The 12,832-nt window shown below is 40.1% G+C and carries 11 protein-coding genes; 5 read left to right on the forward strand and 6 right to left on the reverse strand.

Annotated features, from left to right (window positions below):
• Nucleotides 1-32 precede the first annotated feature (32 nt).
• The 4 genes from AACZ49_RS15425 to AACZ49_RS15440 all read right to left on the reverse strand — a co-directional run bounded on the left by AACZ49_RS15425 (nt 33) and on the right by AACZ49_RS15440 (nt 2,744).
• Complete coding sequence (locus AACZ49_RS15425) at nt 33-302, reverse strand: hypothetical protein (RefSeq protein WP_339656764.1); 270 nt, start codon at nt 300-302, stop codon at nt 33-35.
• 53 nt (nt 303-355) lie between these two features.
• Entirely contained in the window at nt 356-772 is a 417-nt protein-coding gene (locus AACZ49_RS15430) for a PH domain-containing protein (RefSeq protein WP_339656765.1), read from the reverse strand.
• 211 nt (nt 773-983) lie between these two features.
• Entirely contained in the window at nt 984-1,154 is a 171-nt protein-coding gene (locus AACZ49_RS15435) for a hypothetical protein (protein ID WP_339656767.1), read from the reverse strand.
• A 150-nt stretch (nt 1,155-1,304) separates the two neighbouring features.
• Nucleotides 1,305-2,744 (reverse strand): glycoside hydrolase family 30 beta sandwich domain-containing protein, encoded by a 1,440-nt coding sequence (locus AACZ49_RS15440; protein WP_339656769.1) that lies wholly within the window; start codon nt 2,742-2,744, stop codon nt 1,305-1,307.
• A gap of 317 nt (nt 2,745-3,061) precedes the next feature.
• On the opposite strand from AACZ49_RS15440, the gene AACZ49_RS15445 reads away from it, so the two are divergent.
• Nucleotides 3,062-3,214: a DUF2188 domain-containing protein gene (locus AACZ49_RS15445; protein WP_339656771.1), complete on the forward strand. Its 153-nt coding sequence runs from the start codon at nt 3,062-3,064 to the stop codon at nt 3,212-3,214.
• On the opposite strand, the gene AACZ49_RS15450 is transcribed toward AACZ49_RS15445, so the two are convergent.
• A complete protein-coding gene (locus AACZ49_RS15450) occupies nt 3,168-5,519 on the reverse strand; it encodes a transglycosylase domain-containing protein (protein WP_339656773.1) in 2,352 nt (783 codons plus the stop codon). The genes AACZ49_RS15445 and AACZ49_RS15450 overlap by 47 nt on opposite strands.
• A gap of 320 nt (nt 5,520-5,839) precedes the next feature.
• Between AACZ49_RS15450 and AACZ49_RS15455 the strand changes: the two genes are divergently transcribed.
• From AACZ49_RS15455 to AACZ49_RS15470, 4 genes are all read left to right on the forward strand, one after another.
• Entirely contained in the window at nt 5,840-6,130 is a 291-nt protein-coding gene (locus AACZ49_RS15455; protein WP_339656775.1) for a DUF2188 domain-containing protein, read from the forward strand.
• Between the two features lie 331 nt (nt 6,131-6,461).
• On the forward strand, nt 6,462-7,487 hold the full coding sequence (locus AACZ49_RS15460; protein WP_339656777.1) for a DUF1080 domain-containing protein: 1,026 nt from the start codon (nt 6,462-6,464) through the stop codon (nt 7,485-7,487).
• Between the two features lie 174 nt (nt 7,488-7,661).
• Nucleotides 7,662-8,933 carry a PQQ-dependent sugar dehydrogenase gene (locus AACZ49_RS15465; protein WP_339656779.1) on the forward strand — a complete coding sequence of 424 codons (1,272 nt, stop codon included), beginning with the start codon at nt 7,662-7,664 and terminating at the stop codon, nt 8,931-8,933.
• A gap of 38 nt (nt 8,934-8,971) precedes the next feature.
• Nucleotides 8,972-9,976, forward strand: a complete 1,005-nt coding sequence (locus tag AACZ49_RS15470) for a DUF3500 domain-containing protein (RefSeq protein ID WP_339656781.1) — start codon at nt 8,972-8,974, stop codon at nt 9,974-9,976.
• 147 nt (nt 9,977-10,123) lie between these two features.
• On the opposite strand, the gene AACZ49_RS15475 is transcribed toward AACZ49_RS15470, so the two are convergent.
• On the reverse strand, nt 10,124-12,739 hold the full coding sequence (locus tag AACZ49_RS15475) for a M14 metallopeptidase family protein (protein WP_339656783.1): 2,616 nt from the start codon (nt 12,737-12,739) through the stop codon (nt 10,124-10,126).
• Nucleotides 12,740-12,832: the final 93 nt, after the last annotated feature.

A 12,832-nucleotide genomic window follows, 5' to 3' on the forward strand; every position in this document is an offset into this window, starting at 1 on the left:
ACTATTTCTTTAAAAGAATGCGTGAGAAAAAATTACACTTCATCATCTTCTCTAGACTTATTGTACTTAGTGAACTCCACTTTTTTATTCTCCAATATCTTATAGAAACGTCGGTGCGATATTTTTAAGTCTTTGGTTATTTCAGCAACCTTTTTCTTTTTCTTCTTATACAGTTTAATCTCGGCCGTTACTGCCTTATTGAAGTAATATTTGTTTAGGGCATCCACAACTTCTAATTCTGTCTTGTTATTACTACTTACGTATTGGTCAATTTCTGCTTTTATATCTTGTAAGCCTTTCATGTTATTGGTGGGTTTATAAAGATTTTCAATCTGTGTTTATTAGAATCTGAACCTTAGTTTTTTGAGTTGTACTGAACCCTAATTTCAGGATTCAATCTGCTCATATGCGCTATAAAGCCCCGCTTATCTTTTGGCGAAATTAAAATGCTTCCATATTCTCCATAAACAATTTCAAGTCTATCTAATGATCCCGCTGGGGCACTTAGGGGGTTTCTTGTTTCAGCTATTTTCTTAACACTTTTAATATCGATTTTCTTATTAACCAAAAAGCTCGATTTGATACGTAAAGAACTACCATCAATTACATAATATGTAGTAAAAAACAAATGCCCTATAAAAATAAATAGCAGCACATTAATGATGAGCCCAACCCAAATAGGTGGCGATATCATCGGTATCGTACTACCGACCAATACGGCTGCTATGAAAATAACTAAGCCAATACCAATTTTTGATGGATACTTTTTCATCCTATCTATTTTGCTTGTTCTACGAAACTATGCTAATCTCGAATACCGTTCAACACCCTTAAAATAAGAATTTTGTTTTTCTTATTTGATCCAAGTTGATAGATGAACTATTTGTAGACTATACGGCACCTTTTTGATGTAATTTCAGGCGCGAACAAACTAAGGGTAGCAGTTAAATTCTATTTGTTTTTAACTACCCTAATACTGAGCACTAACTTATACTTGCAGCGTACTTATTCATAAGGTGTTCATACTTATCAATATCGTCTAACGAGTGATTACCATAATCTTTAACCACATTAAACTTAATGTTGTTGTTCGCTAGAAAAGTGGCTACTCTTTCAAGCTCTTCGGGAGAACTTTTAATTTCAATCTTTGCCATTTTGTATTAAAAAATTTGATTTTTTGTAATATAATTCTTTCAAAAAATATAAGTATTTAATTGTAAAAAAAGCGCAAAAATCATCATTCTAATTAAAAAGCCACCTATTTTTTTGATTTTTAACATTATGATAATCCCTTACCATGCAGCCTAACCTTTAGAGACTATAGTAGTGATTGACTTTGCAGGCACCTCAATGAAAATAGATATTGAACCCATTTCTACTTCAATAGTCATGGCTGCCGATTCTTTATTCTGAAGAATGGTAATTAATTCCCCTTTGGTAGTTTTAAAAGCAACGTTAGGTACATTCTCCAATGCGGTTGAAGCAATACGAACAGAGCCTGGTGGCACAAATTTGGATGCTTGTGCAATGATGTAGTAAGCAGGGTTACGCACTACAGAATCGCCCGTTATGGTCACCGCACCTAAGCAACGGTCACAACCACCACGGTCGGTATGCGGATTCTGATTTTCGTCAGCTGCCAAATTCCATTCCAATACCGTTTTGCTCCAGTTTCTGGTAGCGCCAATAATCAACACTTCGTTGTGCCATGCAACATCGCCGGCAAAATCTCCGGGAGCACCAACCCACTGCTCCGTAAAATAGAGGTTCTTAGTAGGATGTGCATTATGAACCTCGGACAAGGCTTCAATTTCCCCACCGTACATATGAAAGGCCGAACCATCTATATATTTCGCCGCCTCGGCATCATTTAAGATGGAAATAGGATAATCTGGTCGGTCGGCATTGTGATCGTAAATGATGATTTTCGTTGTAATTCCCAAGCTTTTAAAGGTAGGGCCTAAGTCATTTTTGATAAAATCGGCCTGTTGGTCGGCAAGCATTAATAGACTGGGGTTGTTACCTGGGTGCAAGGGTTCGTTCTGTATCGTAAGGGCATCGATGGTAATACCTTCCTTGGCCATTTCTTGTACATACTTCGCCAAATAGTTGGCATAGATGCTTTGATATTCGGGCAATAAACTACCGCCACGTGTGTCTTGGTTATCTTTCATCCACGCGGGGGGAGACCACGGTGAACCCATGAGTTTTATCGCTGGGGAAATTTCTAAAATCTCTTTCAGTACCGGAATCAAATACAAGGTATCGTACCCCAAGGAGAATTTCGCAAGGTCTACATCGGTTTCACCTTTGGGCAAATCGTTATAAGACCATGGAAATTCATCTAAATCTGAACCCCCAACGCTTAAACGCAAATAACTAATACCAATACCTGTGCTGTCTCTACTAAAAAGCTCTTTTAGCAATAACGCTCTTGCCGGTGCCGACATCTTGCTTAGATGTAATGCACTACCACCCGTAAGCGTATACCCAAAACCATCCATTTCTTGGTAGGTAGTGGTTGGGTCTAATTGTATAGTCGCTACTGGCGTTGCATTGCTATCAGTAACTACTTCATGCTCTTGTAAAAGTTGTGACTTATCTAGGGCTGTGATATATATTTTGGCGGATGCTTTAGTTGCATCACTTTCATTTTTCTGTTTCTCAGAACAGCTGGTCACCAAAACCAAAAAAACGGATACCAGAACTGACTGTAGGGTACTAAAACACAGACTCGATTTCATAAGGAACTTTTAGGTAGCTTAAAAATAATGAACTTATGCATAGTTGCCATTGCATTTTGGTTGAAAATTATTATTTGTCACTTCGAACCCCATTATCACTTCGAGTCGGTTTTGCGACCTTTTCTGGAGCAAAAGCTGTATCGAGAAGCATTCACCCCCTTTTTATCTGAAAATAGTATCTTCGACAGCTATACGTAATGCACCAAGCCCAAAAACAACGACACCCGATCTTGGCATACTATTTTAATTGAACTGATAGAAATTTTTTTAACAGAGCACGCCAAGGTAAAAGGGAAAGAACATGGCATCAACATGTAGTGCCCTATGAAAATGCTTGGGCAGTACGGCGCGAAGGCAATAAACGCATTACTTCTAACCATAGACTACAGGCTACTGCCATTAACAAAGCCAAACGACTTGCCCTCAATTACTGGGCAGCACTAGTTCCTTCTGAAGTACCGTGTCTATAGCAATTGAGTCTATGCCTATAACCGGGGCCATCATCAACGAATCCATTTTGGTCCTGCTCATAATGTCAAGTGAATCCCGAATTTTCAATTGCTGTAGATAGGTCGTATCCGATTGAAAGAACGCTTGAGCTTCTGGAGCGGACAATTCAGAAAATGATGGGCATGGGAAGTAGTGCTCCTCGTATTCAAATTGAGTTAGCATCGGGTTTTTCCAACTACTTAAACTTTTAAAAACCGAGGCTACCATGGGCAATGCCGTTTGCGAACCCGAACCGCGGCCAAACTGCACGCGCTTATCTAAAGTACCCACCCAGGCACCCACCACCAATTCTGGTGAAGCACCTATAAACCAACCATCACCATTGTTTTGTGTAGTACCGGTCTTACCGATAATATTGAACGGAATTTCATAAAAACCAAAGGCCTTGCCGCTCCCTTCGGTCGTGACTTCCTCCATCATTTTTTGAAGTGCCGCTATGCTTTCGGTACTTGCTACGCGACCTCCATACGCCGGTTTCGCTTCAAAAAGAAGTTCGCCGTCTTGGGTTTCTATACGGTCTATCGCAAAAGGGCTAATGGTGTAGCCACCGTTAGAAATACTTGCATAGGCGCGGACAGTTTCCAGAAGGCTAAGTTCTGCAGTGCCCAATACGATAGATGGAACATCGGGAATTTCCGAATCAATGCCCATTTTTTTGGCCATGTTGATCACGCGCTCATTGCCCATTTTTAATTGTAGCGTTACGGCAACGGTGTTTATAGAGTTCGCCAATGCCCCGTGCAAACTATAGCTGCCGCCGTAGGTATTGTTCGCATTTCTGGGCTTCCAATCTTCGTACTGCGAATAGGTTCGCAAAACGTTATCGTAAAAAGTACAGGGGTCTTCGCCGCTTTGTAGTGCGGTAAGGTACGTAATGGGCTTAAAAAGGGAGCCTACCTGTTTTTTGTTAGTTACCTGATCGATCTGAGAGAAGCCGTAATCGATACCGCCCAAATATCCCATAATTCTGCCAGTTTTACTGTTTACGGCGATCATGCCGGTATGCAATCGGGTAATTGCGGAGACAATGGAATCACGAAGCGACTGCGACCTGGGTTGAAATCCTTCCCCTATTTCCCAATAGTTTCTGTCCTTCTTTTCGTTGGTTATCCTTGCAATTTCATCGTCACTTTTACCTTGACTTTTAAGCTTTTTTATTTGAGACTTGCCAGCGATAAGCTTATCGATTAGCTCGTCCTTGCCTCCTTCTGTGGTCTCGCTGGTCCAATAGGTTTCCATCGATTTTTGCAGCCGTTCTAACTGGCGGGTCATGGAGCGTTCCAAGTATCTTTGAACATACGGATTTATGGTCGTGTATATCTTGAGTCCGTCAGCTTCAAGGGTATACACATGCCCACCTTCGGTAGGGTTGGCTTGCGCCCATGTATCGAATTCGGCCTTTACGAATTCTTTGTAATAGGCAGTCAACGAGGATACTTTTTTTGGTGGCGTATACTGTAGTTCCAAGGGGGTCAAGCTCTCATTATAAGTGCTATCGTTAATGTAGTTGTACTTTAAAAGTTGTTTTAACACCACGTTACGGCGTTCTTGTGATTTTTCAGGATTATTTCTAGGATTGTAAGCCGTGGGTGCTTTTAATACACCTACCAAGGTTGCACATTCTACCAAGGATAGTTCCGCAGGTGTTTTGTTGAAAAAACGTTCGGCCGCCTTTTCTATGCCGTAAAGATTCTCGCCAAAAGAAACCGTGTTAAAATAGAGCAGTAAGATTTCTTCCTTACTATAGATATTCTCTAACCTTCTAGCGATGAAAAGTTCCCGTATTTTGTTGATTGGGGTCGATAAGAAAAATTGTTTTTGTCTGCCAAAGAGATTTTTGGCGATTTGCTGTGTAATGGTGCTTCCACCACCTTTACCCTGCCCAAGGAGTATCGATTTCACCAATACGCGGCCGTAACTTTTGTAATCAATACCGCGATGGCTATAAAACCGGGCATCTTCTGTAGCAACGAGCGCTTTTACCAGAAAAGGGTTAAGTTGGGTACTGTCTATATTAGAACGGTTTTGCAAAAAATAGTACCCAATGGGTTCATTATCGCTGCCATATAGTGTAGAGGTAATGGGGTTTTTAAGGGCTTTCAGTTCGGCCTCCTGGGGTATACGTCCAAATAATCCCAAATAGGTAGTCAGCACGAGTAAAAAGACAAGGCAAATTATTGAAGCAAAAAAATACCCAGCGGTTTTGAACGGATGATTTTTAACGAACTGTAAAAACTTAAAAAATAGAGTCGATACTTGTTTCATGGGAAGTGGGGGTCAACATAAACCGCTAAAAACCGGTCAACGTGAGCTTGGTAAAGGCATGGTTTAAGGTTGATTTCTTAGCGAATAAAAGTACTGATTATTTTTTGGTTTACTACTCTAAACGCCTAATCATCTTGGGCAGATATGATTTAGATGGTTAAATTAGAACGTTACGGAAGTACCTATAATAGTTATTCTAGCGATGCTGTTTCGCAAGTGACTTTTCCTAAGGTTACAGGCGGGAGTAAAAGTTGTATCGAGAAGCATTCACCCCCTTTTTCTCTGAAAATAGTATCTTCGAAAACTATACCTAATGCACCATGCCCAAAAACAACGACACCCGATCTTGGCTTACTATTTTAATCGAACTGGTAGAAGTTTTTTTTAATAGCGCCCGCCAAGGTAAAAGGGGAAGAACATGGCACCAACATGTAGTACCTTATGCAAATGCTTGGGCAGTACGGCGCGAAGGCAATAAACGCATTACTTCTAAACATAAACTACAGGTTACGGCTATAAACAAAGCCGAACGACTTGCCCGTAAATACAAAGCAGATGTTATTATCCATAGGGAAGATGGCACCATACGCGACCGTATTAATTTTGATTAACCCTTAGCTTACATAAGTGCTTATAATCACTAATGCAAGAGATGACAAACAAGCATTAAAATAATCTATAAGAATTTTCTTTTACGGTGCTTTATAATAAGGTTTGTAACCATTTAGAATACTTTATTCTATATAATTTATTCCGCTTATGCCACTATTGTAACTTCCTAGTTCTAAATAAATAATCTCCATTAAAAAATATACTTGTTTGTATACCATAATTCGCTGTTAAACTTTAAACTACTGAGAGTTGCTGTTCCTAAAATCCTTATTTTTAGTACGGTACATGCTGCATGCACCACCAAACCAACATACTAAAACCAATAATATCATGAAAAAAGCACCGTTTACCCTCATGGCCTTTCTTTTGGCCTTTTCCTCTTTACTTTCGAACACCCCCTGTGAAACCTCCCTTGAATCAGAAAATAGTTTTCTAGGTACTTGGACCATTGACATTGTCGGTGGCGGTGTGGCTTGGTTAAACGTACACGAAGAACAGGGTGTTTTAGACGGCGAATTATTATGGATCGGTGGCAGTGTGCTCCCTGTTTCCGATATTTATGTAGTAGATGAACACACCCTAGTGGTTACGCGTACGTCTGAACAGGAGTTGAAAACAACTTCTGGAGAAGCACGTACCCATATTAGAACTTGGACCTTACGCATTACCAAAAAAAATGACGCCATTGCAGGTACCATGACAGGCCCTACTTGGGGGCGTAACGGAGAAGAGCTTAGTTATTTCACGGGAAGACGTTTGCCCGCTGTTGGCCAGGCACCAGATGTAAGTGCCTTAAAATTTGGCAAGCCCATAAAACTATTTAACGGAAAGGATATGACCGGCTGGAGACCTATAGACTCCAATATGGCCAATGGTTTTAAGGTCGTAAACGGTACTATGCAGAATGATCCCGTACAACCAGAAAATGGAGAGCATATTAATTATGGCAACCTACGAACCGACCAAGAGTTTGATGATTTCAATTTAAAGCTAGAGGTAAATGTGCCCAAGGGAAACAATAGTGGTGTTTATCTTAGAGGATTATACGAAATACAAGTGGTAGACTCTTACGGCTTGCCTCTCGACAGTCATAATATGGGTGCATTATACAGTCGCGTTACCCCTAGCGAAAATGCTGAAAAGCCCGCTGGTGAATGGCAGACCATGGATATTACTTTGGTAGACCGCCATGTAACGGTTATTTTAAACGGTAAAAAAATTATCGATAATGCCCCTGCGAAAGGCCCAACTGGCGGAGCGATCAGCTCTGATGTTTTTGCTCCCGGACCTATTTATTTACAGGGCGACCATGGTACTGTTGCCTATAGAAATATCGTACTGACTCCGATTTTATAATACCACATTTCGATTACAACAAATTCTATGGAAACTAGATGATGACACTTTAACCTATACCGGTGTCATCATTGGTTTTCGTACCTTATAGCTTCGCATTATTTCTAACCCTTTGAGTATCTTATGTAACCCACCACCTTTAACCAATATGTACCGACCACTTAAAACCAACATATGAAACTAATATCCATCGCCAAAAAACCAATGCTGTTCTTTACAGCTATCGCATGTGCAACACTTGTAGTACAATGCAAAAACGAAATGAAGCCAATCGTAAAAACGATTACCAATGAAACGATCCTAAAAGCTACTGAAGGCTTCTCGGTCGAAGAAATAGCAAAAGATTTAGGCGCTGTTCGGCATCTGACGATTTCAAAAAACGGAGATATTTATGCCAACAGGTCCGTCTTAAAAGAGGGCAAGGCCATAGTATTACTGAAGGACACCAATAAAGACGGTGCTATTGATGAACAACAGTACTTTGCCGATATGCCCGGTACAGGAATTTTAGCAACAGACGATTACTTATATGCGTCCTCCAATTCAGGCGTATTTCGCTATAAACTGAATAGCAACCATGACGTTATTGATACGAATACCCCAGAAAAAATAGTAGACGGACTCAAAGACATGGGGATGGATAATGCCAAGCCTTTTACCATTGATGATAATGACAACCTGTATGTCACCATTGGTTCTTGGAACGATGCCTGTAGGGATAACAATGCTGGCGCAGGAATGATACCGTGTACGATTTTAGATTCTGCAGGAGGAATTTGGAAGTTTAAAACCGATAAATTGAATCAGACTTTTGCAGATGGTTCACGATATGTGACCGGAATTAAAAATGCAGTCGGAATCACTTGGAATCCTAAAACAAACTCCTTATTCGCTACCGACCATGGCCGTGGAGGATTCCATAATTTTTATCCTGATCTATACACTCAAAAACAAGATGGAGAATTACCTGCCGAAACGTTATACGAACTAAAGGAAGGTGATAATGCCGGATGGCCTAAAACCTATTATGATCCCTTAAAAAATAAGCGTATGCTAGCTCCAGAATATGGTGGAGATGGTGAGCAAACCAATGAAGAAGGTTTTATTAATCCGCTTGTAGCATTCCCAGCACATTTAGGGCCTAATGATTTACTTTTCTACACAGGCGATATGTTCCCGGATAAATATAAAAATGGCGCTTTTGTGGCCTTTCATAATCAATCGCCAGCGCTTAAAAAGGGCTTTTTTGTAGCCTTTGTTCCTTTTAAGGATGGAAAACCCAGTGGTGATTGGGAAATCTTTCTAGATAATTTTGCCGGATTTGATTTGGCTCATCCGGAAGATGGTTCCTTACAACATCGCCCATGCGGATTAGCACAAGGCCCAGATGGTGCTTTATATGTTTGTGATGATTTTGGTGGAAGTATTTTTAAAGTGACGTATTAATCTATACCTAATAACGTAGGTGGACTAAGCTCTTACCCATGAAAAAAAACATCTTTTTATTCATTGTTACCGTTTTTCCCATATTTGGATTCTCGCAAGACGTAACGATCGTCAACCGGTTTATACGCTCTTTGACCGATACTCAAAAAGAGAAAATTGTCTATGCATTCAGCGCAGATGACAGAGACGATTGGCACTTTCTGCCTTGGAGTTCCTATGCACGACAAGGACTTCCGTTAAAAGAATTAACTGCCGAGCAAAAGGAATTAGTTCATGAGCTACTACAGTCATCATTAAGTGATACAGGCTACAAACAGACCACAGAAATTATTGGCTTGGAAAATGTGCTTGCAGCCAGTTCAGGAGACCCCGTTTACCGTGACCCAGAACGGTATTATGTTTCCATTTATGGCAATCCTACACAGGAAAATGTTTGGATGTGGACTTTTGAAGGACATCATGTTTCGCTACATTTTACTACCGTTGCAGATGCCGTTTCATACACCCCTAGATTCTTCGGTTCTAACCCAGGAAGAATTTTGGAGGGCGAACGAAAAGGATTTAGCCCATTAGTACATGAAGAGGATATGGGTTTACAACTCATTAATATGTTAAGCAGCGCTCAGAAACAACGTGCCATTTTTAATGAAACAGCATATAATGATATCGTTAGTTTAAACAAACCCGTAGCGGAAAAACCTACCGATGAAGGTATATTGGTCATCGACATGACTAACGATCAGAAAAAACTGTTAATGGACATTATTTACGAATATGCTTCCACTATCCCCGCAGAACAGGCGATGAAGAGAATCAGTAATATCCGTAAAGAAGAACTGAATGAGCTGCGATTTGCATGGGCAGGTGCCACAGTACTAGGAAAAGCACACTACTATCGCATACAGGGCAAAACCTTTATGATTGAATTTGACAATAGCCAAAACAATGCCAACCACATTCACACCGTATGGCGTGATTTTGATGGCGATTTTGGTAGGGACTTGCTAAAAGAACACTATAAAAACAGCAATCATCAGCATTGAAGATTTCTTTGGCTCATGAAAATTGAATTGACCTGGAAAGAATAAAATTTTGTTATGCTTCATTATAAAAACACTAAAGTTATCGTGTCTATTAATAAAAAGCCCATCAGAATCTGATGGGCTTTTTAATGTGTGCTTAATGTTCAACTAGTCTGAAGCTCCTTCATATATCGTGTTGAAAATAAGTTTATAGGTGCCTCTTGGTTGCGCTCTAAACTGTGGTCGAAACGCGAATAATACAACAGCGCCTTTACCATACTTTGCTTTTACCATAGCCGGTTTTTTAGCAATGTATTTTTTCTCGCCCATAGCCCAACCGCTCATTAACAGGTCTTTTTCGGCGTAATTGGCAATTACCTCTATTTCAGGAATAGGAGCATCTTTAATTTCCTCTGTTCCGCCTTCTCCCTTTTTTTCCTGTTTTTCAATCTCGAAGGCTCGACTTTTATTAAACGATACCGCTACCGTATCTTGCATACCAAATGCCAATGGATGCGTTGTGTCGAATCCTGTTTTAATTAAAGAGCCAGGAATAAAGAATTCTTTATTATCAGTACCCTCGGTAGCATCTTTAATCGGTAAACCGAATTGTTCTATTACATAATTACTAGCCTCATCAAAAGCCATTAACGTACCGCCGTTTTTTACATAGTTACTTAAGGCTAAAGAACCTTCTAAGCCTAATCCTCCTGTAAATTTTACGGGCATTTCTAAAACGGAATTTCCATGTAAAAGTGATTTTACGCGTTGCGAAGGAAGAATCAACACATCGTATTTAGAGAGGTCTGCCGTTTTAATATCTCGATCGTGTAAGGTATCTGTTTCAAAGGCATATTCATCCATCACAAAACGTGTCCATCCTTCATCCATATTAGACACCCAAGACTTGTAAAGGCCAACTTTAGGTAGGTGAATTTTAGTCATTTCAATTTTTGGTTCTGCAGACAACCCAGTAACCTCAAGACCATATTTGGTGGCTAGAGAATCAATAGACTCACTACCGCCAGAAACAATATATGACCCTGCCGGAATTGTTGTTTTACCCGATTTAAAAGACGCTTTGGTTTTGTATGCTGTACCGCCAGCCTTTAATATTTTATTGGTTGCGATAACCGAGGCATTCGAATTTGCGTTAAGTGCATAGCCAAAAGACGCCTTGCCCTGTACTTCACCATCATAATACTTCACTAAATCAACTACTTTTTCGGTAGCGATTTCCATAGGTTCTACAATTCTATCTACAGAAACGCCCATTTGCATAGGCAGTGTCCATCCCGCTAAATCGTACGGGGTATCCGGTGGTCCACCTGGATATTGAAAACGGGTTGGGTAATTTTGTTTTTCCAACAAATCCATCAAATAAGGCCGAAACGCTTGTCCCGCATAAATGACATAAGACCCTTTATCATATTTCTTCCCATTCGCTTCAAAATTCTTAGTGGCTTTTTCAATTTCTATCCCTCCGCGTAGCAAAACATTTACCAAGTTAACGGACTCAAAAGCATCCCACTGGTCTTTACCGAATACATATGCATACGGACCTTCTGTTTTGGACTTTTCAATCGCCGAAGCGCCCATTTTATAAATGTTATACAAGTAATTGCTTTTGCGGTCAGCAGCTAAATCCAACGTGGCCCATGTTGCGGTCAACATATAATCTACCGCATCGCGAAAATGTGATTCACCACCTCTCCAAGGATCTGGATACATAATATCGGTACCATCGGTTGGTGTGCCACCAGCAACCGTTTTAGGTAATTTTTCTGGGTCGTAAAATCGAGGGGTTGGCGTTGTGTGTCCCGTTTCTGTAAGAATACCAATCATATTATGGTAATACGGTGTAGTTCGGCCTCCGCCATTCCAGAACATCGTATAGAAATTATCGGCAATTGCCCCAGGCATATTTTCTAAAGAAAATCGTTTCGTCATTGCAGAACCTACTTCACTAACAGCAGCAGTAATGGCAGGGTGGATTTTTGGGTTTACAGGATCCGCATACGGCGGAAGTGAAATCTTTGTCCATGATGGGGAAGATTGGTGGTGGTTGTACACAATCTGAGGATACCATTCATTGTACAGAATCTTAGTAACATTATACGTCTCTGGCATAGTGTTCATAAACCAATCTCTATTATTATCATGACCCATATAGTAATGATACAGAATTGGTGGTCGTGATGTTTCATAAGCGGTACCCAAATTCTTTTTGTACCAGTCCACAACAATATCCAAACCATCAGGGTTCATGACCGGCATTAAAATAGTAATTACATTTTCCCTTATTTTTTTCATTTCGGTAGTCTCCGAAGTGACCAAGGTATACGCCAGTTCCGAAGTCATTTGACCGTGCGCCAGTTCGGTAGAGTGCATACCGCCATCTACCCAAACAATCGCCTTACCTTCTTCTGAAAGTTTTAATGCTTCGTCATCGGTAACCTGTACTCTTGCTAGTTTGGTGCTGATATCTTTCCATTTGTCTAACTGCTTTAGATTTTCTTCGCTTGAGATGAATAAAATATACATCTTTCTTCCAAGCACAGTAGTGCCAATTTCAACCTTTTTAACCCTGTTCGAAGCATTATCGAGTTTACTTAGGTAGTCTTCAATTTGTGTATAATCGGCCAATTTGTAATCGGCACCAACTTTAAAACCATACACATCTTCTGGAGAAGGTACATTTTGAGCCATTATCATTGGTATACATGACATGGCTAGAGCAATAGTCAGTAATTTGACTTTGCGCCTAGAGTTTTTTAAAATCATTTTTGAATTAGTTTGTTTGAACTAGAAAATTAAGGAATAGTACTGTAGAAACTGAATCTTAACGAAAAGAAAATGTTAAAGAAAATGTTAATT

Origin of the sequence: uncultured Maribacter sp. (genome assembly GCF_963975365.1) — a bacterium.
Classification (GTDB): domain Bacteria; phylum Bacteroidota; class Bacteroidia; order Flavobacteriales; family Flavobacteriaceae; genus Maribacter.

Excerpts from the sequence above, each read along its gene's own strand:
- AACZ49_RS15425 (WP_339656764.1), bottom strand. The coding sequence starts at position 302 with ATGAAAGGCTTACAAGATATAAAAGCAGAAATTGACCAATACGTAAGT.
- AACZ49_RS15430 (WP_339656765.1), bottom strand. The coding sequence starts at position 772 with ATGAAAAAGTATCCATCAAAAATTGGTATTGGCTTAGTTATTTTCATA.
- AACZ49_RS15435 (WP_339656767.1), bottom strand. The coding sequence starts at position 1,154 with ATGGCAAAGATTGAAATTAAAAGTTCTCCCGAAGAGCTTGAAAGAGTA.
- AACZ49_RS15440 (WP_339656769.1), bottom strand. The coding sequence starts at position 2,744 with ATGAAATCGAGTCTGTGTTTTAGTACCCTACAGTCAGTTCTGGTATCC.
- AACZ49_RS15450 (WP_339656773.1), bottom strand. The coding sequence starts at position 5,519 with ATGAAACAAGTATCGACTCTATTTTTTAAGTTTTTACAGTTCGTTAAA.
- AACZ49_RS15455 (WP_339656775.1), top strand. The coding sequence starts at position 5,840 with ATGCCCAAAAACAACGACACCCGATCTTGGCTTACTATTTTAATCGAA.
- AACZ49_RS15460 (WP_339656777.1), top strand. The coding sequence starts at position 6,462 with ATGAAAAAAGCACCGTTTACCCTCATGGCCTTTCTTTTGGCCTTTTCC.
- AACZ49_RS15465 (WP_339656779.1), top strand. The coding sequence starts at position 7,662 with ATGAAACTAATATCCATCGCCAAAAAACCAATGCTGTTCTTTACAGCT.
- AACZ49_RS15470 (WP_339656781.1), top strand. The coding sequence starts at position 8,972 with ATGAAAAAAAACATCTTTTTATTCATTGTTACCGTTTTTCCCATATTT.
- AACZ49_RS15475 (WP_339656783.1), bottom strand. The coding sequence starts at position 12,739 with ATGATTTTAAAAAACTCTAGGCGCAAAGTCAAATTACTGACTATTGCT.